This is a genomic window from Serratia sp. H402Y, assembly GCF_051172415.1.
In the GTDB taxonomy this organism is placed as follows: Bacteria; Pseudomonadota; Gammaproteobacteria; order Enterobacterales; family Enterobacteriaceae; genus Serratia; species Serratia ureilytica.
The window spans coordinates 153,499-178,259 of the sequence record NZ_JBPIYZ010000004.1; the positions used below are offsets into that span (position 1 = coordinate 153,499).

General features: G+C 61.9%; 22 protein-coding genes. 3 read left to right on the forward strand and 19 right to left on the reverse strand.

What is annotated here, in order from left to right; genetic code table 11:
* Window positions 1-8 precede the first annotated feature (8 nt).
* The 4 genes from iscU to trmJ form a co-directional block, all read right to left on the reverse strand.
* Entirely contained in the window at window positions 9-395 is a 387-nt protein-coding gene (iscU, locus tag ACSBQS_RS19165) for a Fe-S cluster assembly scaffold IscU (protein ID WP_004941408.1), read from the reverse strand.
* Window positions 396-419: 24 nt separating this feature from the next.
* Window positions 420-1,634 (reverse strand): cysteine desulfurase, encoded by a 1,215-nt coding sequence (iscS, locus tag ACSBQS_RS19170; protein ID WP_015378780.1) that lies wholly within the window; start codon window positions 1,632-1,634, stop codon window positions 420-422.
* Between the two features lie 54 nt (window positions 1,635-1,688).
* Window positions 1,689-2,183 carry a Fe-S cluster assembly transcriptional regulator IscR gene (gene iscR, locus ACSBQS_RS19175; protein ID WP_004941404.1) on the reverse strand — a complete coding sequence of 165 codons (495 nt, stop codon included), beginning with the start codon at window positions 2,181-2,183 and terminating at the stop codon, window positions 1,689-1,691.
* Window positions 2,184-2,376: 193 nt separating this feature from the next.
* The gene (trmJ, locus tag ACSBQS_RS19180; protein ID WP_025303916.1) at window positions 2,377-3,111 is read right to left on the reverse strand and encodes a tRNA (cytosine(32)/uridine(32)-2'-O)-methyltransferase TrmJ; all 735 of its coding nucleotides are present in this window, start codon (window positions 3,109-3,111) and stop codon (window positions 2,377-2,379) included.
* A gap of 119 nt (window positions 3,112-3,230) precedes the next feature.
* Between trmJ and suhB the strand changes: the two genes are divergently transcribed.
* Window positions 3,231-4,034, forward strand: a complete 804-nt coding sequence (suhB, locus tag ACSBQS_RS19185) for an inositol-1-monophosphatase (RefSeq protein WP_033644096.1) — start codon at window positions 3,231-3,233, stop codon at window positions 4,032-4,034.
* Between the two features lie 55 nt (window positions 4,035-4,089).
* On the opposite strand, the gene ACSBQS_RS19190 is transcribed toward suhB, so the two are convergent.
* Window positions 4,090-5,112, reverse strand: coding sequence for a nickel/cobalt transporter (locus ACSBQS_RS19190; RefSeq protein ID WP_101453850.1), 1,023 nt, complete (start codon window positions 5,110-5,112; stop codon window positions 4,090-4,092).
* Window positions 5,103-5,738 (reverse strand): DUF1007 family protein, encoded by a 636-nt coding sequence (locus tag ACSBQS_RS19195; RefSeq protein ID WP_046687657.1) that lies wholly within the window; start codon window positions 5,736-5,738, stop codon window positions 5,103-5,105. Before ACSBQS_RS19195 ends, ACSBQS_RS19190 begins: the two co-directional genes overlap by 10 nt.
* 181 nt (window positions 5,739-5,919) lie before the next feature.
* On the opposite strand from ACSBQS_RS19195, the gene csiE reads away from it, so the two are divergent.
* Window positions 5,920-7,185: a stationary phase inducible protein CsiE gene (gene csiE, locus ACSBQS_RS19200; RefSeq protein ID WP_033651573.1), complete on the forward strand. Its 1,266-nt coding sequence runs from the start codon at window positions 5,920-5,922 to the stop codon at window positions 7,183-7,185.
* On the opposite strand, the gene ACSBQS_RS19205 is transcribed toward csiE, so the two are convergent.
* Entirely contained in the window at window positions 7,186-8,331 is a 1,146-nt protein-coding gene (locus tag ACSBQS_RS19205) for a 3-phenylpropionate MFS transporter (protein WP_046897760.1), read from the reverse strand.
* Between the two features lie 155 nt (window positions 8,332-8,486).
* Entirely contained in the window at window positions 8,487-9,740 is a 1,254-nt protein-coding gene (gene glyA / locus ACSBQS_RS19210; RefSeq protein ID WP_025303922.1) for a serine hydroxymethyltransferase, read from the reverse strand.
* Window positions 9,741-10,097: 357 nt separating this feature from the next.
* On the opposite strand from glyA, the gene hmpA reads away from it, so the two are divergent.
* Window positions 10,098-11,288, forward strand: a complete 1,191-nt coding sequence (gene hmpA, locus ACSBQS_RS19215) for an NO-inducible flavohemoprotein (protein ID WP_147838554.1) — start codon at window positions 10,098-10,100, stop codon at window positions 11,286-11,288.
* Between the two features lie 37 nt (window positions 11,289-11,325).
* Here the strand turns inward: hmpA and ACSBQS_RS19220 are convergent, their stop codons facing one another.
* The 11 genes from ACSBQS_RS19220 to ACSBQS_RS19270 form a co-directional block, all read right to left on the reverse strand.
* On the reverse strand, window positions 11,326-12,510 hold the full coding sequence (locus ACSBQS_RS19220) for a c-type cytochrome (RefSeq protein WP_047025587.1): 1,185 nt from the start codon (window positions 12,508-12,510) through the stop codon (window positions 11,326-11,328).
* The gene (locus tag ACSBQS_RS19225) at window positions 12,507-14,417 is read right to left on the reverse strand and encodes an NAD(P)-binding protein (protein WP_042785217.1); all 1,911 of its coding nucleotides are present in this window, start codon (window positions 14,415-14,417) and stop codon (window positions 12,507-12,509) included. Before ACSBQS_RS19225 ends, ACSBQS_RS19220 begins: the two co-directional genes overlap by 4 nt.
* Window positions 14,418-14,502: 85 nt before the next feature.
* Window positions 14,503-15,927 (reverse strand): aminobutyraldehyde dehydrogenase, encoded by a 1,425-nt coding sequence (gene patD / locus ACSBQS_RS19230; RefSeq protein WP_033651578.1) that lies wholly within the window; start codon window positions 15,925-15,927, stop codon window positions 14,503-14,505.
* A gap of 35 nt (window positions 15,928-15,962) precedes the next feature.
* The gene (locus ACSBQS_RS19235; RefSeq protein WP_016929774.1) at window positions 15,963-16,769 is read right to left on the reverse strand and encodes an ABC transporter permease; all 807 of its coding nucleotides are present in this window, start codon (window positions 16,767-16,769) and stop codon (window positions 15,963-15,965) included.
* Window positions 16,759-17,703, reverse strand: coding sequence for an ABC transporter permease (locus ACSBQS_RS19240; protein WP_101453847.1), 945 nt, complete (start codon window positions 17,701-17,703; stop codon window positions 16,759-16,761). The genes ACSBQS_RS19235 and ACSBQS_RS19240 overlap by 11 nt, the downstream gene beginning before the upstream one ends.
* Before the next feature lies 1 nt (window position 17,704).
* The gene (locus ACSBQS_RS19245) at window positions 17,705-18,733 is read right to left on the reverse strand and encodes an ABC transporter ATP-binding protein (protein ID WP_015378790.1); all 1,029 of its coding nucleotides are present in this window, start codon (window positions 18,731-18,733) and stop codon (window positions 17,705-17,707) included.
* Window positions 18,734-18,786: 53 nt separating this feature from the next.
* The gene (gene ydcS / locus ACSBQS_RS19250; protein WP_025303928.1) at window positions 18,787-19,941 is read right to left on the reverse strand and encodes a putative ABC transporter substrate-binding protein YdcS; all 1,155 of its coding nucleotides are present in this window, start codon (window positions 19,939-19,941) and stop codon (window positions 18,787-18,789) included.
* A gap of 73 nt (window positions 19,942-20,014) precedes the next feature.
* A complete protein-coding gene (locus ACSBQS_RS19255; RefSeq protein ID WP_042785220.1) occupies window positions 20,015-21,478 on the reverse strand; it encodes a gamma-aminobutyraldehyde dehydrogenase in 1,464 nt (487 codons plus the stop codon).
* A gap of 115 nt (window positions 21,479-21,593) precedes the next feature.
* A complete protein-coding gene (locus tag ACSBQS_RS19260; protein ID WP_004941365.1) occupies window positions 21,594-22,517 on the reverse strand; it encodes a LysR substrate-binding domain-containing protein in 924 nt (307 codons plus the stop codon).
* A 216-nt stretch (window positions 22,518-22,733) separates the two neighbouring features.
* Complete coding sequence (gene glnB, locus ACSBQS_RS19265) at window positions 22,734-23,072, reverse strand: nitrogen regulatory protein P-II (RefSeq protein ID WP_004847623.1); 339 nt, start codon at window positions 23,070-23,072, stop codon at window positions 22,734-22,736.
* Between the two features lie 12 nt (window positions 23,073-23,084).
* Window positions 23,085-24,707 (reverse strand): NAD+ synthase, encoded by a 1,623-nt coding sequence (locus tag ACSBQS_RS19270; RefSeq protein ID WP_033644110.1) that lies wholly within the window; start codon window positions 24,705-24,707, stop codon window positions 23,085-23,087.
* Window positions 24,708-24,761 lie beyond the last annotated feature (54 nt).

Here is a 24,761-nt window from a genome sequence, read left to right on the forward strand (position 1 = left end):
CAGACAAATTACTTGGCGCTATGCTTGCTCTTATAGTCGGCAATCGCTGCTTTGATGGCGTCTTCAGCCAGGATCGAGCAGTGAATTTTGACCGGCGGCAATTCCAGCTCTTCGGCGATCTGGGTGTTTTTGATCGCTTCAGCCTGATCGAGCGACTTGCCTTTCATCCATTCGGTCACCAGCGAGCTGGAGGCGATGGCGGAACCGCAGCCGTAAGTTTTAAAGCGCGCGTCTTCGATGATGCCTTCATCGTTAACCTTGATTTGCAGCTTCATGACGTCGCCACAAGCCGGCGCCCCTACCATGCCGCTGCCGACGGTAGGATCTTCGTTGTCGAAAGAACCCACGTTACGCGGGTTTTCATAATGATCGATTACTTTTTCGCTGTAAGCCATGACCTTGCTCCTGAAACCTGAGAATTAATGATGCGCCCATTCGATGCTGTTGATGTCCACGCCCTGCTTGAACATCTCCCACAGCGGGGACAGATCGCGCAGACGGCCGATGGATTTACGCACCAGTTGAATGGTGTAGTCGATCTCTTCTTCCGTGGTGAAACGCCCCAGGGAGAAACGGATCGAGCTGTGCGCCAATTCATCGCTCATGCCCAGCGCGCGCAGCACATAGGACGGCTCGAGGCTGGCGGAGGTACAGGCTGAACCGGAAGAAACGGCCAGGTCTTTCAGCGCCATGATCAGCGACTCGCCTTCAACGTAGTTGAAGCTGACGTTCAGGATGTTCGGTGCGCCGTGCTCCAGATCGCCGTTCAGATATACTTCTTCCATATCTTTCACGCCGTTCCACAGACGATCGCGCAGGGTGCGCAGACGCGCCATCTCTTCGGTCATCTCTTCTTTGGCGATACGATAAGCTTCGCCCATGCCGACGATCTGGTGGACAGGCAGGGTGCCGGAACGCATGCCGCGCTCGTGACCGCCGCCGTGTACCTGCGCTTCGATGCGGATGCGCGGCTTGCGACGCACATACAGCGCGCCGATGCCTTTCGGACCATAGATTTTGTGGCCGGAGAACGACATCAGGTCGACTTTCAGCTTGCTCAGATCGATAGGCAGTTTGCCCACGCTCTGGGTGGCGTCAACGTGGTAGATGATACCGCGCGCACGGCACATTTCGCCGATCGCTTCGATATCCTGCACCACGCCGATTTCGTTGTTGACGTGCATGATGGAGACCAGGATGGTGTCATCGCGCATCGCCGCTTCGAGATCCTGCAGGCTGATGATGCCGTTGCTCTGCGGCGCCAGGTAGGTCACTTCAAACCCTTCGCGCTCCAGCTGACGGCAGGTGTCGAGCACGGCTTTGTGTTCGGTTTTGCTGGTGATGATGTGCTTGCCTTTTTTCTGGTAGAAATTGGCAGCGCCTTTGATCGCCAGGTTGTCGGATTCGGTCGCCCCGGAGGTGAAGACGATTTCGCGCGGATCGGCACCCACCAGTTCGGCGATTTGGTTACGGGCGATGTCTACCGCCTCTTCCGCCTGCCAACCGAAACGGTGGGAACGGGAAGCCGGGTTGCCGAAAGTGCCGTCCAGGGTCAAAAACTGCATCATCTTCTCAGCAACGCGCGGGTCAACCGGCGTCGTTGCTGAGTAATCCAGATAAATCGGTAATTTCATTGCTCTTGTGCTCCGTACATCACTTCCAAAAACTAAAATAATTTCGCCAGCTGCTTATGCGCGCAGATTAACGTTGATAGTTTCTTGCGGACGACCGTTGGCCGTGCGGCGCGTATCGTTGTTTTGACGATCCGCCACCACCAGCACTTCCTGGTTGTTGACCAGTTCAGCCAGCGTAATGTTGTTCAGGAACCCGCTGATGCGCTCGCTCAGATCGCGCCACAGGGCGTGGGTCAAGCAGCGATCGCCGCCCTGACAGCCTTCTTTGCCCTGGCAACGGGTTGCATCTACCGATTCATCGACGGCAGTGATGACAGCGCCAACGGCGATCTCACCCGCGTCTTTACCCAGCAGATAACCACCGCCCGGACCGCGCACGCTGGCCACCAGGCCATTCTTGCGCAGACGGGAGAATAATTGTTCCAGATAAGAGAGCGAAATACCCTGGCGTTCGGAAATGTCCGCCAGTGGCACCGGCCCTTCCTGGGAATGCAGCGCTACGTCGAGCATAGCGGTTACGGCATAACGGCCTTTGGATGTCAGTCTCATAGCTCAATGGTTACCTGTTGGTCAAATATGGCCGAAAGTCTGACATTCCTGAGTAAAACAGTCAACTATTTAACCTAGTAATTAACTCAAGTATTAGCACGTTTTGAACTTAGCAAGAACAAAGGTATATAAAATACATGTTATAACCTTTGGATAACTAATACTATTGTCGCCCACCGTTATGCCACATCAATTAATTACCTTGATGTTTATCCTGTTTCTCGATCGAGGTCAGCATACCGCGCAGGATATTCAGCTCCTGCCCTTCCGGGCGCGCGCGGGTGAACAGCCGGCGCAGGCGGCTCATCACCTGGCCCGGATGGGACGGGCGAATGAAGCCGGTACGCTGCAGCGTCTGCTCAAGGTGCTGATAGAAACGCTCAAGGTCGTCCACCAGCGGATACGGCGTCTCTTCCAGCTGTGGCGCGCCCGCCTGTTGGCGATCGAGGTAAGCCACGCGCACTTCGTACGCCAGGATCTGCACCGCCATCGCCAGGTTCAGCGAGCTGTAGTCCGGGTTGGCCGGAATGGCGACATGGTAGTGGCACTTCTGCAATTCATCGTTGGTCAGCCCGACGCGTTCACGGCCGAACACCAGCGCCACCGGCGCGTGCTCGCCCTCGTGCACCGCGCGCACGCCGCATTCGCGCGGCTCCAGCATCGGCCACGGCAGGGTGCGAGAGCGCGCGCTGGTGCCCACCACCAGGCTACAGCCGGCGATGGCGTCATCGAGGGTATCGACGATAGTGGCGTTGCCGATCACGTCGCTGGCGCCGGCGGCCAGGGCAATGGCCTGAGAATCGGGTTTGATCAGCGGATTAACCAGATAAAGGTTGGTTAACCCCATGGTTTTCATGGCTCTGGCGGTCGAGCCCATGTTGCCGGTATGTGAAGTCTCTACCAGAACAATGCGGATATTGTGCAGCATACAAACTCTGAGCGTGGCGGAAAATCGCAGCATCTTAACACAGCCGTAGGCAATTTGCCGAACAGCTGCTATACTTCGCGCCGTTTCCTGTTCTTTAACATCCTAGTTGGAAGATACCCATGCATCCGATGCTGACTATCGCCGTGCGCGCTGCGCGCAAGGCCGGTAACCTGATTGCCAAAAACTACGAAACCCCGGACGCTGTAGAAGCGAGCCAGAAAGGGACCAATGACTTCGTCACCAACGTCGATCGCGATGCAGAGCATCTGATCATCGACGTCATCCGCAAGTCTTATCCGCAACACAGTATCGTGAGCGAAGAACGCGGTGAGCTGATCGGCGAAGATCGCGATGTGCAATGGGTGATCGATCCACTGGATGGCACTGCAAACTTCATCAAACGTTTCCCTCATTTCTCCGTTTCCATCGCCGTACGCATCAAAGGCCGCACTGAAGTGGCCGTGGTTTACGATCCGATGCGCAACGAACTGTTCACCGCCACGCGCGGTCAGGGCGCCCAGCTCAACGGTTACCGTCTGCGCGGCACCAACGCCAAAGATCTGGATGGCACCATCCTGGCGACCGGCTTCCCGTTCAAAGTCAAACAGCACGCAACGCCTTACATCAACATCGTCGGCAAGCTGTTCACCCAGTGTGCGGACTTCCGCCGCACCGGTTCCGCTGCGCTGGATCTGGCCTATGTGGCCGCCGGCCGCGTAGACGGTTTCTTCGAAATCGGCCTGAAGCCGTGGGACTTCGCCGCGGGCGAACTGCTGGTGCGTGAATCCGGCGGCCTGGTCACCGACTTCGTCGGCGGCCACAACCACTTCAGCTCCGGCAACGTGGTAGCAGGCAACCCGCGCGTCGTGAAAGCCATGCTGGCCACCATGCGCGAAGAACTGAGCGAAGCGCTGAAGCGTTAATCGCCAGAAGCGAATCGAAAAAAGCGCTGCCGATGCAGCGCTTTTTTTATGCCCGTCAGCGGGAGAAGGGGCGGATGCCGCCGCCGAATGCCGGCTGCGCGCTGACGTACAGCAACAGCCCGGCGGCCAACAGGATCAGGCCCCCGGCCAGCGCCAACGATCCCCAGGCCACCGCGCTCCAGGCGGCGGGCGCACGCGAGCGGCTAAGGCGCACCGCCAGCCGTCGGCTGTAATGCACCAGCAGCGCCAGCATGGAGATGGTCAACGACGTGCCGAACGCCATCGCCAGCGCGGAGATCACTCCCCAGCCGAACACGCCGATCACCTTGGAGAACAGCAGCACCAAAATCGCCCCCGAACAGGGACGCATGCCCATCGCCAGCACGATGGCGGTCTGGGTGCGCCAATCGCTTCCCGCCTGCAGCTCGCTGTCGCTCGGCAGATGCCGGTGGCCGCAGCCGCAATCGGCGCTGTGCACATGCTCCGCCGTCAGCGGCGTCAGGCTGTTAATGCGCAGCGCCGGCGCCGGGCGCATCGCCTTGATCGCCGCAAACAGACGTTTCAGCGCGCGCCAACTCAGCAACACGCCAAGCAACATCACCAAAATAAAGCTGCCCTTCTCCAGCCAGAAGCTGCTTTGGTGCAGCTGGCGCGAAGAGAGCTGCAATATCACCAGCATCAGCGTGACCAGCGCGATCGCCACCCCGCCCTGCACCAGCGAAGCGGCGAAGGTCAGCTTCAGGCTGCTTTTCAGCCGCGCCGGGTGAGTGGCCAGATAGGTGGCGATCACCACTTTGCCGTGGCCGGGGCCGAGCGCATGCAAAACGCCATAGCCGAGGCTGAACAGCGTCAGCGCCAACCCTGCCTGCTGCGGCGCGGCCTTCACCTGTTGCAACAACCCCGCCATCTGCTGGTGCAGCGCTTTTTGCCATACCACGCTCTGCATCAGCAGCTGCGGCCAATAGTGCCACGCCAGCAGCGCGGCGGCCGCCAGCGCCAGCGTGAACGGCAGCAGCGGCCACAGGCCGAAAGCCCAGTGGCGCCGGTTTATCGTCGGTTGCGAGAGATTCAGCGACATTGCAGCGTCACCCGCTGGGCGAACTGCTGCCCCAGCGCCAGGTCTTCACCGGGCGAGTCGTTCTTGTCGAGCGACAGCGCATAGGCCTGCAGCGACGCATTCGGCTTCGGCGTCATCAGCTTGTAGCTGCACTGCTGCGCCATCTCCGGCGGCAAATGCAGCGCATTTTGGTCTTTATAGGTCATATCCACGAAATAAGTCGGATCGTAAGTAGAAAGCTCGAACGGCTTGCCCGCCAGCGGCTGCGGCTCGGCCAACGGCAGCACGAACTCCAGTACCGCCTGGTTGCCCTGGCGCGACAGGTGATATTCGCTGGGCAAGTTCAGGTATTTCACCGGCTTGCCGTCGCGGTAAAGGTCGGTGAAATAGTGCTGCCCCAGCACGTTGGCCATCACTTCCGCCGCCAGCTTTTTCCACACTTCCGAATCGCTCTTGGCGTTTTTCGCATCGTAGAGCAGATCCGCCGAGGTGATTTCATCCATCACCCACACCATTTTCAGGCCGACCAACCGCTGATCCTTGGCGACGAAGGTGGTGTTCATATCGATAAAGCTGTGCGGATGCGCGATCGCACCGGCGCTGAACACGGCGCCAAAGGCAGCCAAAAGTCGACGTAACTTCATCATTATCCTGCTTTACCTATATTTGTTATAACGTAACACAAATAAATGTCGAACGGCCCGCCTCTGCCGGCGATATTTGTGACGAAAGTTGTAAGCCGAAGTAAAAGCCGCGCGTTAACCCTGCCGGCACAAAGCCTTTTGCTATGCTTAGGCATAATCGCAACCTTTTATGCCGGAAGGTGATATGAGCCTGGACACCTCTCCCGTGCCTGAGCTCTCCGGACAACAACGGCGCTGCCATCTGCTGCTGATGCTGTACACGCCGGAGCCCGAGTTACAGCTGGAGACCCTCAGCCGAATCAATGGCGTCGCCCCCCCGATAACCCGGCAAGATATAGCCGAGGTGGCCAGTGAAATCCAGCGTTTCCACCATCTGGAGATCGCCGTCGATCCCGACCATGGCTACCGATTGAGGGGCAGCGCGCTCAACCAACGCCTGTGCCTGCTCCATTGGCTAAGGCGCACCCTGCGCTGCAGCCCGCGGTTCGTCGAAGACGATTTCGCCCCGCGCCTGCGGCAAGCGCTGGCGGCCGATGCCGAGTTGACATCGCTGTTGGCCCAGTCGCTCGACGCCTGCGAGCCGCTGCTCAATCGTCACTTTGACGCGCGCGACCGCCAATTCCTGCAGCATTATCTGCTCTACTGCGCCTGGCAAAACCGCCTGCAGCAACACCCGTGTTTCGACGCCGTTCAGCGCGACTGGCTGCGGCAAAAACCGGAGCAGCAAGCCGCCGCCTGGCTGCATCAGACCTGCAACCGGCTGTTTAACCAGCCGCCGCACGCGGACGAGCGCGATTTCCTGGCGCTGACCTTCACCCTGTTGAAAAGCCACAGCTACCACAGCAACGACTCGGCGCATGAGCAGCGGTTGATGACGGCGATCGACAGCATGGTCGAGCGGTTCCAGCAGCTGTCCGGCATGGCTTTCAGCAGCAAGGCGGAGCTGGTCAGCCAGCTGTTCGCCCATCTGGCGCCGGCGCTGGAGCGCTGCCGTTTCGCCATCGGCATCGACAATATGCTGCTGGAAGAAGTGGTGCGCAAATACCCGCGGCTGATGCGCACCACGCAGGAAGCGTTGAAACCGCTGGAGCAGGAGTACGGCGTGCATTTTTCCAACGAGGAGGCGGGCCTGGTGGCCATCAGCTTCGGCGCCTGGCTGATGCAGGACAACGCGCTGCAGGAAAAACAGGTGCTGCTGCTGACGCTGGATAACCCGCAGTTGGAAGAGGAAGTGGAATATCAGATCCGCGAGCTCACGCTGCTGCCGCTGAACATCAAGTATCTGCCGCTGAGCGACTATCTGTGCGGCGGAGCGCCGCAGGGCGTCACGCTGGTGATCACCCCCTACGCGGCGGTGCACAGCGCTCCACACCCGCCGCTGATCTATACCGAACTGCCGCTGGAAAACCGCCAGCGCCAGGCCATCCGCGCGCTGCTGGAAGCCCCTTAATCACCGGCTGACGCTGACCGCCGGCGGCCGGATGAACAAGGCCGGCACCGCGACCGCCGCCATCACCCAGAACACCCCGCCCTGCCAATGTTCGAACAGGAACCCGGCAATGACCGTCATGACGGCGATACCGCCGCCCATCGCCAGCGCCGAATACACCGCCTGCAGTTGGATCACCTCTTGCCCCTGGCGCGCGGCGATAAAGCGCATCGCCGCCAGATGGCACACGGTGAAGGTGCCGCAGTGCAGGATTTGGATCAGCAGCAGCCAACCCAGCTCGGTGCTGTAGGCCATCAGGCTCCAGCGCAACACGCCGCAACAGGCGGAAAGCAGCAGCAGGTTGCGCGCATTCCAGCGGCGGAACAGCACGTTGCTGCTGGCGAAAATAATCACTTCCGCCACCACGCCCAGCGACCACAGATAACCGATGGTCGAGGCCGAATAGCCCGCCTCCTGCCAGTAAATGGAGCCGAAGCTGTAGTAGCCGGCGTGCGCGCCCTGCAGCAGCGTGACACACAGCAGGAAGCGCCACACCGGCCCTTCTTTCAACAGCGCCCACAGCGAACGCTCGGCCCCGCCGTGCGTGCGCGCTTCGCCCTGCGGCATCACGCTCGGCTTCAGCAGCATGCCCAGCAGCATCGCCAGCACGCTGAGGATCAGGCTGTAGAGAATGGCGTTATGGCCCCACACCGCCACCAGTTGCCCGGTCAGCGCCGAGCCGATGACGAACGCCAGCGAGCCCCACAGCCGCACCCGGCCATAGTCCATGCGGATCTGCTTTTGCCAGGTGGCGGCCAGCGCGTCGGTCAGCGGCACCAGCGGCGAGAAGAACAGGTTGAAGCCCGCTATCACCAGCATCAGCCAGCCCCAGCCGTTGCCGAAGCAGAAGCCAACCGCGAAAGCCAGGGTCAGCAGCGCCAGCAGGCGCAGCGCGGAAACCAGATGAGAGGGATCTTTAACGCGGGGAGCAATCAGTAAACTGCCGAGGAAGCGGGCCACCAAACCGGCGCCGAGCAATATGCCGATGGTTTCGGGCGCGATGCCTTCGCCTTTCAGCCACACGCCCCAGAACGGTAAGAAAATGCCGTAGGAAAAAAAGTAGGTGAAATAACTGAGCGCGAGCCAACGCGTGGATTGCAGAACCATGATCCCTCCGGAGTGAGGGCAATACTTTGACAGAGCTCACACCTGCCCGCAATCTTCATTCCACGTCAATGCGTTAGAGTGCCAGACAGCTCACAGTTTGCCGCGAGCAGCCACAAAAAAACCCGCCGCAGCGGGTTTTTCAGGCAAAAGCGGGATTATGCGTAAACCGGCAGGCGGGCGCAGATATCCAGCACTTTCTTCTTGGTGCGTTCGATGGTGGCTTCATCGTTGATGTTATCCAGCACATCACAGATCCAACCGGCCAGTTCGCGCACGTCGGCTTCTTTGAAGCCGCGACGGGTCACGGCCGGGGTGCCGATACGCACGCCGGAGGTGACGAACGGGCTCTTCGGATCGTTCGGCACACTGTTTTTGTTGACGGTGATGTTGGCACGGCCCAGGGCGGCGTCCGCTTCTTTACCGGTCAGGTTTTTGTCGACCAGATCCAGCAGGAACAGGTGGTTATGGGTGCCGCCGGAGACCACTTTGTAGCCGCGCTGCAGGAACACGTCCACCATCGCCTTGGCGTTGACCGCCACTTGCTGCTGGTAAACCTTGAACTCAGGCTCCATCGCTTCTTTCAGCGCCACCGCCTTGCCGGCGATCACGTGCATCAGCGGGCCGCCCTGGCCGCCAGGGAACACGGCGGAGTTCAGCTTCTTGTACAGCTCTTCGTCGCCGCCCTTCGCCAGGATCAGGCCGCCGCGCGGGCCCGCCAGGGTTTTGTGGGTGGTGGTGGTGACGATGTGCGCGTGCGGTACCGGGTTCGGGTACACGCCGGCGGCGATCAGGCCGGCCACGTGCGCCATGTCGACGAACAGATAAGCGCCGATGCTGTCGGCGATTTCGCGCATTTTGGCCCAGTCAACCACGCCGGAGTAAGCGGAGAAGCCGCCGATGATCATTTTCGGCTTGTGGGTTTGCGCCTGTTTGGCCAGATCGTCATAGTCGATTTGACCTTTGTCGTCGATGCCGTAAGGCACCACGTTATACAGTTTGCCGGACAGGTTAACCGGGGAACCGTGGGTCAGGTGGCCACCGTGCGCCAGGTTCATGCCCAGAATGGTGTCACCCGGCTGCAGCAGCGCGGTGTAAACGGCGAAGTTAGCCTGGGAGCCGGAGTGCGGCTGCACGTTGGCGTAATCGGCGCCGAACAATTCTTTGGCGCGGTCGATAGCCAGCTGCTCAACGATATCCACGTATTCGCAGCCGCCGTAGTAACGCTTGCCCGGATAGCCTTCAGCGTATTTGTTGGTCAGCTGGGAACCCTGAGCCTGCATCACGCGCGGGCTGGTGTAGTTCTCAGACGCGATCAGCTCGATGTGCTCTTCCTGACGCACCACTTCCTGCTCCATGGCACGCCACAGTTCCGCATCGTAATCGGCAATGTTCATTTCACGCTTTAACATCCGGCATCTCCTGACTTAAATCAGCTAACTAAAAAATCACCAAATAACTACCCGTTTGGGTTCTGGGCCACAGTGTAAACCGTTTCGCCCCACCGAAGATAGGTCTTGACAGAGGTTTTTACGCAAACGATTGGCATAAGGCGGCGCAAGGCTTTGATCCGCTAAACGCCGCCGTTTATCAACGGACATTTCCTCATGCGAACGATGCGCTTTTTTCATGTTCTGTGAGCGCGATCGACGCCGGAAGAACACCGCAACGAAAACAAGGGTATTTACAAGCGGCGTGGAACTCAATAAGATGCATTTAAAATGCATCATTAAAATTCTCGTCAAGATCCCAACCCAAGGAGCGCTCCCATGCTGGATAGCCAAACCATCGCCACCGTTAAATCCACCCTTCCCCTGCTGGCTGCGACCGGGCCGAAGCTGACCGCCCACTTTTACGATCGCATGTTCGCGCACAACCCGGAATTGAAAGACATTTTCAACATGAGCAACCAGCGCAACGGCGATCAGCGTCAGGCGTTGTTCGACGCCATCTGCGCCTATGCCGCCAACATCGAGAACCTGGCGGCGCTGCTGCCGGCGGTGGAGCGCATCGCGCAGAAGCACACCAGCTTCAATATCCAGCCGGAACAATACCAAATCGTCGGCGGCCACCTGCTGGCGACGCTGGACGAAATGTTCAGCCCGGGTCAGGAAGTGTTGGACGCCTGGGGCAAAGCCTACGGCGTGCTGGCCAACGTGTTTATTCAGCGTGAAGAGCAGATTTATCAGCAGAGCGAAACCGACAACGGCGGCTGGCGCGATCTGCGCGCATTCCGCATCCTGAAGAAACAGCCGCAGAGCGACGTGATCTGCAGCTTCGTGCTGGCACCGGTGGACGGCGGCCGGGTGGCGGACTTCAAACCGGGGCAATACCTGGCGGTCTACATCAAGCACGACAGCCTGGAGCATCAGGAAATTCGCCAGTACTCGCTGACCACCTCGCCAAACGGCGAGTTCTACCGCATCGCGGTGAAGCGCGAAGATCAGGGGAAAGTGTCCAACTACCTGCACCAGCAGGCGCAGGAAGGCGACGTGATCGACATCGCCCCGCCGCACGGCGACTTCTTCCTCGATGTGGCGCCGACCACGCCGGTGGCGCTGATCTCCGCCGGCGTCGGCCAAACCCCGATGCTCGGCATGCTCAACAGCCTGCACGACAACCAACACCAGGCGCAGGTCCACTGGCTGCACGCGGCGGAAAACGGCAGCGTGCATGCCTTTGCCGAGGAAGTGGCGGATATTGCCGGGCGCATGCCGAATCTTAGCCGCCATGTGTGGTACCGCGAGCCGGGCGCCGATGACGTGGAAGGCCGCGACTACCACAGCCGCGGATTGATGGATTTGAGCGCGCTGCGCGGCAGCCTGGCCGATCCGCAAATGCACTATTACTTCTGCGGCCCGGTGGCCTTCATGCAGTTCGTGGGCAAACAGCTGCTGGAGATGGGCGTAGAGGCCGAACGCATCCACTACGAATGCTTCGGCCCGCATAAGGTGCTGTAATGCTTGCGGAGCGCGGCCGTCAGACCGCGCTCCCTCTTCATTTCGCCTGCAGTTGGCGCGCGTCCTGCACCTGCTGCACCGTTACCGGCGCCGCCTGGTTGCCCCAGCTTCCCCGCAGATAGCTCATCAGGTCGGCCGCCTGCCGGTCGTTCAACGCCCAGCCGTAAGCCGGCATCCCGAGCGCCATCGCCTGCTGCGTGATCGGGGTATGCGCCCCTTCCAGCACCACCCGCAGCGCAGTCAGCGGATTGTCCGCCGTTACCGTGGCGTTGCCCGCCAGCGCCGGGATGGTGAAGTCGGTACCCTCTCCCTTATTGCCGTGGCAGGTCGAGCAATACATCGCATAGGTCGCCTTGCCGCTCGGATTATCCGCCAGCGCAACCTTCGAGGCGGCCCCGGCGACGGTGTCCGGCGCCAGGCTGCGCAGGTACACCGCGATGGCGTTCAGATCGCCGTCGCTGAGGTACTGCGTGCTGTGGGCCACCACCTCGCTCATCGGCCCGGCGACCGCCGCATGGCGGCTGCGGCCGGTTTTCAGCAGCGCCGTCACCTCTTCCGGCGGCAGGCCGCGCAGGTTGGAAGCGTACCAGCCGTCCAGCTCGGCGCCGCTCAGGAACACCGGTTCCTTACCGTCCAGCCCCTTCTCCTGCATCGCCCAACCGCGCGGCGTATGGCAGCTGCCGCAGTGGCCCGCGCCCTGCACCAGGTAGGCGCCGCGGTTCCACTCGGCACTTTGCTGCGGATCGGCCTGATACGGCTGGTCGTCGTGGAACAGCTGGTTCCACACCGCCAGCGGCCAACGCATCGACAGCGGCCAGCTGATGTCGCTGGCGCGGTTGGCGACGTTCTGCGCCGGCACCTCGTTCATCAGATAGTCATACAGCGCGCGCATGTCTTCCGCGCTCATTTTGGCGTACGAGGTGTACGGCATCGCCGGATAAAGCCGGTGACCGTCTTTGGCGATCCCCTGACGCATGGCGCGATCGAACTCTTCGAACGAGTAAGCGCCGATGCCGTGCAGCTTGTCCGGCGTGATGTTGGTGGCGTAGATAGCCCCGAGCGGCGTCGGGAACTTCATGCCGCCCGCCAATTCGGCGCCGCCCGGTGCGGTATGGCAGGCGGTACAGTCACCGGCTTTGGCGACGTATTCCCCGGCCGACATCGCCTGGGCCGAGCCGCCGGCGGCCAGCAGGCTCAACAGGTACAGCGAACGCAGACTCATGCTCCCTCCTTGGCGGCAACCTTGCCGTAGGCCAGTTCGTTCACCGCGCGCCACGCCTGATCGATCGCCGAGTTGGCGTACGGGCTCCAGTCGGCATCGGAGTTGGCGATAGCGATCTTGCCGATCGGCTGCCGCGCCGTTTCGATGATTTTCTTGGCTTCGTCTTCGTCGTCAAACAGCCCGTTGAGGAAGTAGGAGTAACCGTGCGACCAGCGGTTGACGGTGATCGCCTGAATGTCGCGCTGATGATCGAAACCGGCCTCACCCAACATGCCCTGCAGCTGTTCGCGGATCATCTGTTCGTGCACTTCAAACGGCGTGCCCAGCAGCAGCGCGCGCCCTTTACGCGACTGTTCGCGCGTGCTGAGGCCGCTGCCCGGCAGCGTCGGCACATACACCATATGCAGGCCGATCGGCCGATCCGGATCGCGCGGGTGCTGATAACCGCCCATGCTCACCGGATAGTCCAGCTTCACGCGGCTGTACGGCGCGGCCGGCGAATAAACCTCGTGCACACCCAGCTTGATGAACGGCTGCCAGTTGCGGATCACCACCTTGCTGTACACCAGCGGCGCCTTGACGTTCTGCTTCAGCGCCTCCTGCTGCTCGTGCGACATCTCCGGTACCAGATACGGGATCATCATGTTGTAGCCGGCCATCACCACCTGCCCGGCGCGCACTTTGGTCATCTTCTCGCCGGTCATGTAGGTGACTTCCACCTTGTCGCCGACGTTGGCCGCGTGCAGCCCGGTGCTGTTCAAACGCAGCTTCACCGGCCATTCCGGCCGATCGAGCTGGCTGTAGTCGAATTTGGCCAGCACCACGTCGTTCATGTCCTTGCCGGCCGGCGCCACCGCCGGGATCAGCTGGCGCACCATCAGGCGCGCCAGCGTGGCGTTGCCGTCCGGGAAGTGGAACACGTAAGGATCGTCGAGATCCGCCTGCGACTCTTCGTCCAGCGGCGGCAGATTCATGCCGTCAAGGCCCGGCAGATCGCAGATGCGCGCATCGCTGCACGAGGTGCCGTCAATACCCACCGCCTGGAAGTCGTTGGTGGTCTGCTGGAAATAGCGGATCGCCAGTTCGCTCAGGCCCACCTTCTCGCGCAGGAACTGGGTGTAGCTGTGGGTATCGAGCCACTCGACCTTCTGCTCCAGCGTCATCTCTGGCAGATAATCCTTCTCCACCGTGTGTAGCGCGATCAGCGCCTGGCGATCGCTTTCCGGCAGCGGGAAATCGCCGATGAACGCTTCATAAGAACGGCCGTTGAGCCGATCGCGCGGAATGTCGTCCGCCACCGTGCGCCCCGGATCGCCGCTCACCACCTTGTCGACGCCGAAGTTCTTGCGATCGAAGTAAACCCCGCGGCTCAAATTCAAATCCGGGTAGAAGGTGGTGTCGAAAGCCTGCTCCAGTTGGTCGATATCGACGCCGAGCTTGCGCAGCAGCCCCATCGCCACCGGGCTGAAGTTGGAGCGCGGCGACTGCAACGATTCGCTGCCGCCGTAGCCGAGCAGCATGCCGTCGTCGCTGTTGAACTCGTTGCGCTTGGCGTGGCCGCCGAAGTCGTCGTGGTTGTCGATCAAAAGAATGCGCTGCCGCTCGCCTTTCAGTTGCTGCCAGAAACAGGCGGCCGCCAGCCCGCTGATGCCGGCGCCGACCACCACCAGATCGAACTCTTCAACGGCGGGTACGCTGCCGAAATCAAAGGTTTTGCCGTCGCGCCCCAACTGGTGCGCATGCTCGAACGAGCCCGGATGGTTGCCCCGCAACCCGGTCAGCGCCGGCGGATAGTACAGGGTTTGATTGGCGGTTTGCGGCGACGCGCGCAAGATTTGCAGCGGCGTCAACCCGGCGGCGATGGTGATCGCCACTCCGTTGAGAAAATCGCGTCTGGTGATACCCATATAGGCTTCCTTTCAATTTTTATTATCATCAGCCGGCCGGAGCCGGCTCAAAGGCCGCGCTATTGTGCGGATAATTACTGTAAAATCAATGTTTGAACATTACATGACGAATGGCCGTGTAATCCTCCAGCCCGTACATCGACATATCCTTGCCGTAGCCGGACAATTTCTGGCCGCCGTGCGGCATTTCGCTCACCAACATGAAGTGGGTGTTCACCCAGGTGCAGCCGTATTGCAGGCGGGCGCTTAAGCGATGCGCGCGGCCCACGTCGCGGGTCCACACGGACGACGCCAGCCCGTAATTGGATTCGTTCGCCCAGGCCAGCACCTGCTCTTCGTCGTCGAACGGCGTCACCGTCACCACCGGGCCGAACACTTCGCGCTGCACGATCTCATCGTCCTGGCGCGCGCCCGCCAACAGCGTCGGCTGGAAGTAGTAGCCCGGCCCTTTCACCTTCTCGCCGCCGGTCACCACCTGTACGTGCGGCAACGCTTTGGCTCGCTCGACAAAACCGGCCACCCGCTCCAGATGCTGGGCGGTAATCAACGGCCCCAGCTCGGTGCTCTCGTCGTCCGGCGCGCCGATCTTCAGGCTGGCCACCGCCTCGCCCAACCGCTTGACCAGCTCGGGATAAATGCTTTTCTGCGCGTAGATGCGGCAAGCGGCGGTGCAATCCTGCCCGGCGTTGTAGAAGCCGAAACCGCGAATGCCGTCGACCACCTGCTGCAGATCGGCATCGTCAAACACCAGCACCGGCGCCTTGCCGCCCAGCTCCATATGAGTGCGCTTAATGCCGGCGGCGGTGTGGGCGATAATGTGCTCGCCGGTGGCGATCGACCCGGTCAGCGACACCATGCGCACCTTGTCATGCCCGGTCAGCCGATCGCCCACGCCGGCGCCGCGCCCGAACAGCACGTTGAGCACGCCCGGCGGGAACAGCCCGGCGGCCAGTTCGGCCAGTTTGAAAGTGGTCAGCGGCGTCTGCTCAGAAGGCTTGATCACCACGCAGTTGCCCGCCGCCAACGCCGGCGCCAGTTTCCAGGCCGCCATCATCAGCGGGTAGTTCCACGGCGCGATCGAGGCCACCACGCCGAGCGGATCGCGGCGGATCATCGAAGTGTGCCCGGCCAGATACTCGCCGGCGGCCATGCCGGTCAGGCAGCGGCTGGCCCCGGCGAAGAAGCGAAACACGTCGGCCACCGCCGGCAGTTCGTCATTCAATACGCAGTGATAAGGCTTGCCGCAGTTGAGCGACTCCAGCCTGGCGAAGGTCTCGGCATGCTCGTCGATCAGATCCGCCAGCTTGAGCAGATGCTCGGCGCGCTCCTTCGGCGTGGTTTGCCCCCAGGCGGCGAACGCGGCGTCCGCCGCCAGCACCGCGCGATCGACCTGCTCCGGGCTGGCCTCCGCCACCTGCGCGATCACTTCGCCGGTCGCCGGGTTATACACCGGCTGGGTCGCGCCCTGGCCATTCACCAGTTGGCCGTCAATCAACAGTTGGCTTTGCATAGGGTTATCCTTTTGTCAGAGGTCGGGTAAGGAAATTATTTGCCGCTGCCGGCGACGCTTTCTCCACCTTTGGTCAGGTAGTAAGCGCCGAGGATCGGCAGCATGGTCAACAGCATCACCGACAGCGCCACCACGTTGGTGATTGGCACGTCGCGCGGGCGGCCGAGCTGGTTCAGCAGCCACAGCGGCAGCGTGCGCTCGTGGCCGGCGGTAAAGGTGGTCACGATGATTTCGTCGAACGACAGCGCGAACGCCAGCATGCCCCCGGCCAGCAGCGCCGAGCCGAGGTTCGGCAAGATCACGTAACGGAAGGTTTGCCAGCCGTCGGCGCCGAGATCCATCGACGCTTCGATCAGGCTGTACGAGGTGCGGCGGAACCGGGCGATGACGTTGTTGAACACGATCACCACGCAGAACGTCGCATGGCCGACGACGATGGTCAGGATGCCGGGCTCGATGTTCAGCGCCTTGAACGCCGCCAGCAGCGCCAGGCCGGTGACGATCCCCGGCAGCGCAATCGGCAGCAGCAACAGCAGCGAAATGCTGTCCTTGCCGAAGAAATCGCGCCGATACAGCGCCGCCGCCGCCAGGGTGCCGAGCACCAGTGCGATGGCGGTCGCCAGGCAGGCGATCTGCGCCGACAGCAACACCGCATCGATAATGTCCTGCCGCCCGGCGGCGACGTTGAACCAGTGCAGCGTGAAGCCCTTCGGCGGGAAGCTGAAGGCCGCGTCCTCGGTGTTGAAGGCGTAGATGGCGATGATCGCCAACGGGAAATGCAGGAAGACAAGTCCGCCCCAGGCGGCCAGCTTCAGCCCTAAGGGCGCGCGTTCAGAGTGCATCGAAAGCCCCCAGACGTTTGACGATGGAAAGATAGATGGCGATCAGGACGATCGGCACCAGCGTAAAGGCCGCAGCCATCGGCATATTGCCGATCGCGCCCTGCTGGGCGTACACCATGCTGCCGATGAAATAACCCGGCGGCCCCACCAGCTGCGGCACGATAAAGTCGCCCAGTGTCAGCGAGAAGGTGAAGATCGATCCGGCGGCGATGCCCGGCACCGCCAGCGGCAAAATGACGTGGCGGAAGGTCTGCGCCGGCCGGGCGCCCAGATCCGCCGAAGCGTGCAGCAGCGAGGGCGGCAGGCGCTCCAGCGCCGCCTGGATCGGCAGGATCATGAACGGCAGCCAGATATAGACGAACACCAGAAAACGCCCCAGCCCCGAGGTCGACAGCGTGTTGCCACCGACGCCGGGCACCGTCAGCAGCGACGCCAACAGCGGCTCCAGCCCCAGGTGCTGCAGGAACCACTGCGCCACGCCGTCTTTCGCCAGCAGCAAAGTCCAGGCATAGGCTTTAACGATATAGCTGGCCCACATCGGCATCATCACGGCGATGTAAAAGAACGCCTTGACGCGGCCGCTGGTGTAACGCGCCATGTAATAGGCGATGGGGAACGCCAGCGCCGCGCTGGCCAGCGACACCAGCACCGCCATGGTCAGCGTGCGCAGGATAATGTCGTAGTTGGCCGGGTTGAACAGCGCCGCCAGGTTGGCGAAGGTCAGATCCGGCGTCACCGCCATGGTGAAATCGTCGAAGGTGTAAAATCCTTGCCACAGCAGCGTCAGCAGCGAACCGAGGTACACCGCGCCGAACCACAGCAGCGGCGGCACCAGCAGCAAAAGCAGATACAGCGTCGACCGGCGATAAAGCCAGGTCGACAGCGCGCGCACGGTGCCGCCGCGCGTCGAGGGGGAATCGATGCTCATGTCCATCTCACCTCTCCTCCAGCAGCGGCACCATCGCCGCGCGCGGCCAGCAGGCGACGATCGGCTGGCCGATCTGCCGCTGTTGCCCTTCGGCGATCCACTGCGGATTGGCCTGGCTGACCAACAGCTTTTCGCCGCCGTTCAGCGCGATTTCATAGCGTGTGGCCGCGCCCTGGTAATGGATTTCCTGCAGCGTGCCCTGCACCTGGATCTCGTCCTGCGCCGCGCCGCCTTGCTCCAGCAGGCGGATATGTTCCGGCCGGATCGAGAAGGTTCGGCTTTCGCCGAGCAGGCGCTGCGCCAGCTCGCTGCGCACCACGTTGGAGGTGCCGACGAACTCGGCGACGAACGGCGTCTTCGGCCGCATGTAAAGCTCGCGCGGCGTATCCACCTGTTCGATGCGGCCGTTATTGAACACCGCCACCCGATCGGACATCGACAGCGCTTCGCTTTGATCGTGGGTGACGAAGATAAAGGTGATGCCCAGCTGACGCTGCAGCTTCTTCAGCTCGCCCTGCATCTGCTCGCGCAGCTTGAGATCCAGCGCGCCGAGCGGCTCGTCCAGCAGCAGCACCCGCGGCCGATTGACCAGCGCGCGCGCTAACGCCACGCGCTGGCGCTGGCCGCCCGACAGGTGCGCCGGTTTGCGTTCGGCGACGAAACCGAGCGCCACGCTCTCCAGCGCCTCTTGCGCCCGCGCCAGCCGCTCACGTTTGGCGACGCCCTTCACCATCAGGCCGTAGGCGACGTTTTCCAGCACCGACATGTGCGGGAACAGCGCGTAATCCTGAAACACGGTGTTCACGTCGCGCTGATACGGCGGCAGGTTGGCGGCTTCCTGACCGTGAATGCGAATCGAGCCGGAAGTCAGCTGTTCAAAGCCGGCGATCAGGCGCAGGCAGGTGGTTTTGCCCGAGCCGGATGGCCCGAGCATGGAGAAGAATTCCCCGTCCTGAATATCGATGGATACCCGATCCACGGCGCGAACATCGCCGAAAGTCCGCGAAACATCGATGAATTGCACGGCAATGGTCATTTTCTGTGCTCCATACGGATGTAATTCGGGCGCAGCGGGCTGCGCCCCGCGGCTTAGCGGCCGCCCATGATGGCGATGTAGTCCTGGGTCCAGCGGCTGTACGGCACGAACTTGCCGCCCTGCGCCTGAGGTGTTTTCCAGAAGGCGATTTTGTCGAACTGGTTGAAGCCGTTGGTTTCGCAGCCCTTCTCACCCAGCAGCGCGCTGGCCTTGCAGCCCGCCGGCGAAGCCGGCACCGACCCGAACCAGGCCGCCACGTCGCCCTGCACCTTCGGCTCCAGCGACCAGTTCATCCACTGGTAGGCGCAGCTCGGGTGTTTGGCGTCGCTGTGCAACATGGTGGTATCCGCCCAGCCGGTCACGCCCTCTTTCGGGAACACGGTGGCGATCGGCTGCCCCTCGCCCTTCAGGGCGTTGGCCTGATACGGCCAGGCGCTGGAAGCCACCACGCCTTCGTTTTTAAAGTCGCTCATCTGCACCGAGGTATCGTGCCAGTAGCGGTGGATCAGCGCGTGCTGGCTGCGCAGCAGCTTCAGCGCCGCCTGATACTGTTCTTCGTTGAGCTGGTAAGGATCGCTGATGCCGAGCTGCGGTTGGGTGGCTTTCAGGAACAGCGCCGCGTCGGCGATGTAGATCGGGCCGTCGTAAGCCTGCACCCGCCCCTGGTTGCTCTTGCCGTCCGGCAGGTTCTGCTGCTGGAAGATCACCGCCCAGCTGTCCGGCGGCGTCGGGAAGGTTTTGGTGTTGTACATCAGCAGGTTTGGCCCCCACTGGTACGGCGTGCCGTAGGTTTTGCCGTCCACGGTATACCAGGCGCCGTTCAGCAGGCGCGGATCGATGTTCTTCCAGTTCGGGATCAGCGCGGTGTTGATCGGCTGCACCCGCTTGCCGAAGATCAGGCGCAGCGAGGCGTCGCCGGAGGCGGTCACCAGATCGTAGCCGCCTTTGGCCATCAGGCTGACCATTTCATCGGAGGTGGCGGCGGTCTTCACGTTCACCGCACAGCCGGTTTGCTTCTCAAACTGGGTGACCCAGTCGTAGTTTTTGTCGGACTGGCCGCGTTCGATGTAGCCGGGCCAGGCGATGATATCCAGCCGGCCTTCGCCTTTGCCCAGCGACTGCGGCAGATCGGCCGCCTGAGCCAGGCCGCACAGCACGGTGAGACAGAGCGCGGAGACGGTGGTGGTGACTGCGGTAGTTTTTCTCATCGTAATTACCCCTGTGTTGCGTATCTGTGTGCGGCAGGGAACGGCTGCCGCCCGATTTTGCTTTATAGAACCGCTAGAAGCTGGCTTTGAACTTCGCCATTACGTGCCTGACAACGCTGTAATCCTGCAGCGAATCGCTGGACAGATCCTTGCCGTAGCCGGAGCGTTTCAGGCCGCCGTGCGGCATTTCGCTCGCCAAGGTGAAATGGGTGTTGATCCAGGTGCTGCCGTACTGCAGATGGGCGGCAATGTGCAGCGCCCGATCGATATTTTGCGTCCACACCGACGAAGCCAGCCCATATTCCGAGTCGTTGGCCCACTCGACCGCCTGCGCCAGATGCTCGAAGCGCGTGACGCTGACCACTGGGCCAAACACCTCGCGCTGCACGATCTCGTCGCTTTGCAGGCAGCCCGCCAGCAGGGTCGGCTGATAGTAGAATCCCGGCCCGGAGTGCGCCGCGGCGCCGGTGATCAATTCGATATGCGGTTGGCTGAGCGCCCGCTCGACAAAGCTGGCGACGCGATCGCGCTGGCGGCTGCTTATCAACGGGCCGATCTCGTTGTCCTGATCGCGCTTGCGGGCGAAGCGCAGGCTGGCGACCGCCTCGCCCAGCGCGTCCACCAGTTTGGGATAGATGCCGGCCTGCGCGTAGATGCGGCAGGCGGCGGTGCAGTCCTGGCCGGCGTTGTAATAGCCATAGGTGCGAATGCCGTTGACCACTTCGTCAAGATCGGCGTCGTCGCAGACGATCACCGGCGCCTTGCCCCCCAGCTCCAGATGGGTGCGCTTGACGCTTTTGGCCGCCGCCTGAAGAATCTTTTGCCCGGTGACGATATCGCCGGTGACCGACACCAGCCGTACCTGCGGGTGCCCCACCAGCTGGCTGCCGACCCCTTCACCGCCGCCGTAGACGATGTTCAGCACGCCCGGCGGCAGGATCTCCTGCAGCGCCGGCACCAGCGCCAGAATGGTCAGCGGCGTATGTTCGGACGGTTTAAACACCACGGTATTGCCCGCCGCCAGCGCCGGCGCGATTTTCCACGCCGCCATCATCAGCGGATAGTTCCAGGGGGCGATCGAGGCCACCACGCCGATCGGATCGCGGCGGATCATCGAGGTGTGGCCCGGCACATACTCGCCGGCCAGCTGCCCTTGTTGCGTACGCACCGCGCCGGCGAAGAAGCGGAACACGTCGACCGCCGCCGGCAGATCGTCATTGAGCGCCTGATGCAGCGGCTTGCCGCAGTTGAGGGCCTCCAGCTGCGCCAGCTGCGGCGCCTGCCGCTCGATGGCGTCGGCGATGCGCAGCAACAGCGTGGCGCGCTGGGCCGGCGTAGTGCGCGACCAGTGGCCGAACGCCTGCTGTGCGGCTTTTACCGCGCTGCCGACCTGCGCCGAAGAGGCTTCGGTCAGGGCGATCAGCGTCTCGCCGTTGGCCGGATTGACGATGCATTCCTGCTGGCCTTCGCCGTCGATAAGCTGACCGTTAATGAACTGCTGACAGGACAAACCTGAGAGAACCTGCACATCCGCCATCGCCTGACGCCCCTAAGTGACAAAAACGTTAACTAAATGTGAATAAGTTAGTTTTAATCAGCCTAAGCGAGCCTCTGGCGGGCAACAAATTCTAAATACTGAACGCCGCGTTCGATTAAATCGAATGCTTAAGCCCGGCGGCGTGTTTGCTGCCGTTCTCGCGCGCGATGGTGAGGAACGGCGTCACCAGCTCCGGCCGCGCGCTGCCGCGCCGCCATGCCAGCCCGATATCCAGCGGCTCCAGCAGATCGTCCAGCTTGCGCGCCTCGATCATATTGCCCTCCAGCGACCAGGCGCGGTACGCCATGTCCGGCTGGATGGAGACCCCCATCCCCGCCGCCACCAGGCTGCGCACCGCCTCGGTCGAGGCGGTCTTCATCGCGATCTCCGGCTTCAGCCCGGCGCGCGCCCAGATGCGCCGCGCGTGCACGTCCATTTCATCAGCGTTGAGCTGGATCAGCGGCTGTTTGGCCACGTCCGCCAGGCTGATGCTCTCGTGCTCCAGCAGCGGGTGCAGCGGCGGTAGCCACAGGCGATACGGCGAGTGCATCAGCACCTCGGTCTGCAGCGCGTCGCGGTCCTCGATGTTCGACAAGATCAGCACGCCGATGTCGATCTCGCCGCTGACCAGCAGATGCTCGATGTACGGGCGTTCATCTTCAACCACCTGCACGGTGACGTTGGGATAGGCCGATTTAAAGCGCGTGAGCAGCTCCACCAGAAAGTAGCCGGCCACCAGGCTGGTGACGCCGACGGTCAGCTTGCCGGTCAGGCTTTCGGTGCCGATCTGCAGGCTGCGCTTGGCGTTGTCCACCGTCGCCAGGATCAGATACGACTGACGCAAAAACTGGTGCCCCTGATGGGTCAGCGTCATGCCCTTGGCGTGGCGATCGAACAGCCGCACGCCGATCTCGGTTTCCAGCTGCTGGATAGCGAGCGTCAGCGAAGACTGGGAGACAAACACCGCCTGGGCGCCGGCGGAGATCGACCCGGTTTCCGCCACGGCGATGAAGTGGCGGATTTGGCGTAACGTCATCATGGGGGTGATTCCTCAAGCAAAAACATTGCGTTGAGTGTAGACGCCGGCCGTGAAGCGATCGGGAAAAGTATCAAAAACGCGATAGCGTTCGCTTTTTTAGAATGCCGACAGGCAAAAATGGGGGGAACAATGAGGCGAAGAAGTGCGATGTGCGGGGGACAGAAATGACAAGGGCGCAGCAAGCTGCGCCCTGATGACCGATGATCCTGCGGAGGATCAGATCGCTTCTTCGTCCTGCTCGCCGGTACGGATGCGCACCACGCGCGCCACGTCGAAGACGAAGATCTTGCCGTCGCCGATCTTGCCGGTCTGCGCCGTCTGCATGATGGTTTCTACGCAGGTGTCGACGATGTCGTCGGCAACCACAATCTCGATCTTCACCTTAGGCAGAAAGTCGACCATGTACTCGGCGCCGCGGTACAGCTCGGTGTGGCCCTTCTGGCGGCCGAAGCCTTTCACTTCGGTGACCGTCATGCCGGTGATGCCCACTTCGGCCAGCGCTTCGCGGACGTCATCCAGTTTGAACGGCTTGATAATCGCGTCGATCTTTTTCATCTTCTTTCCTTATTACCAATTTTTGCGGCCAAAACCGGATGTGATGGGATAACGGCGGTCTTTGCCGAAGTTACGGGCGGTGATGCGCGGCCCGACGGCGGCCTGACGCCGCTTGTATTCGTTGATGTCCACCAGGCGGATCACCTTGCGCACGATCGCTTCGTCGAAGCCTTCGGCCACCAGATCGGCGACCGACTTGTCGCGCTCAACGTAGCCTTCCAGGATCGCATCCAGGATATCGTACGGCGGCAGGCTGTCCTGATCGACCTGATCCGGCGCCAGCTCGGCGGACGGCGGACGATCGATCACCCGCTGCGGGATCACGTAGGAGACGGTGTTGCGGTATTCGGACAGCTTGAACACCAGCGTTTTCGGCACGTCCTTCAGCACGTCGAAACCGCCGGCCATATCGCCGTACAGCGTAGCGTAACCGACCGCCATTTCGCTCTTGTTGCCGGTGGTCAGCACGATGCTGCGGCGTTTGTTGGACAGCGCCATCAGCACCACCCCGCGGCAACGCGCCTGCAGGTTCTCTTCGGTAGTGTCGCGCTCGGTGCCGGCGAACATCGGCGACAGCTGGCCCATAAAGGCATCGAACATCGGCTCGATGGAGACGATATCGAACTCCACGCCGAGGATTTCCGCCTCTTCCTTGGCGTCGGCGATGCTGATATCCGCGGTATAGCGGAACGGCATCATCAGCGCCTGCACCTTGTCTTTACCTAACGCATCCACGGCGATCGCCAGCGTCAGCGCCGAGTCGATGCCGCCGGACAGCCCCAGCACCGCGCCTTTGAAACCGTTCTTGGTCACGTAGTCGCGCACCGCCAACACCAGCGCCTGATACACCTGCGCCAGCTGCGGCAGTTCGGCGGCCGGATCGGCCATCGGCACCACGTCCAGCTCGTTGAATTCCAGGCGAGTGACCTGCTCGTCGAAGGCCGCCAGACGGTGGGTCATGGTGCCGGCGGCGTCGAAGACCTTGGAGCAGCCGTCGAAGATCAGCTCATCCTGGCCGCCGACCTGGTTGAGGTACACCAGCGGCAGCTGGGTGCGCTGGCAGTGGCCGGCCATCAGCGTTTTGCGGATATACGGTTTTTCGCGGTTATACGGCGAAGCGTTGATCGACAGGATAATCTCCGCGCCGGCGGCCTTGGCGGCGTCGATCGGCTCCGGGAACCACAGATCTTCGCAAATCAGCAGCCCCAGACGGTAGCCTTTCAGTTCCACCACGCAGGTGTCGTTGCCGGCGTGGAAATAGCGCTTCTCATCGAACACGCCGTAGTTCGGCAACTGCTGCTTGAAGTAGCGGGTCAGCAGGCGGCCTTCGGCAAACAGAGACAGCGCGTTGTACAGCTTGTCGCCTTCGCGCCACGGGTGGCCGACCAGGATCGCCGTCTCGGCGGAAGCCTGCTGCAGGCGCAGCAGCTGCGCATCACAGCGCTGATAGAAATCATTGCGGTACAGCAGGTCTTCCGGCGGGTAGCCGGACAGCGCCAGTTCGGTGAACATGACCAGATCGGCTCCCGCCTTCTGCTGCTCCTGCACGATTTGCAACATGCGTTCGGTGTTGCCTTCAATGTCGCCGACCAGCAGGTTCAGCTGGGCCAGGGCGATGGAAAGTGATCTGCTCATTTGTGTACGATCCCGCTTAATACGTTCCATGGTGCTCTACGCCGGGGCGCGCCG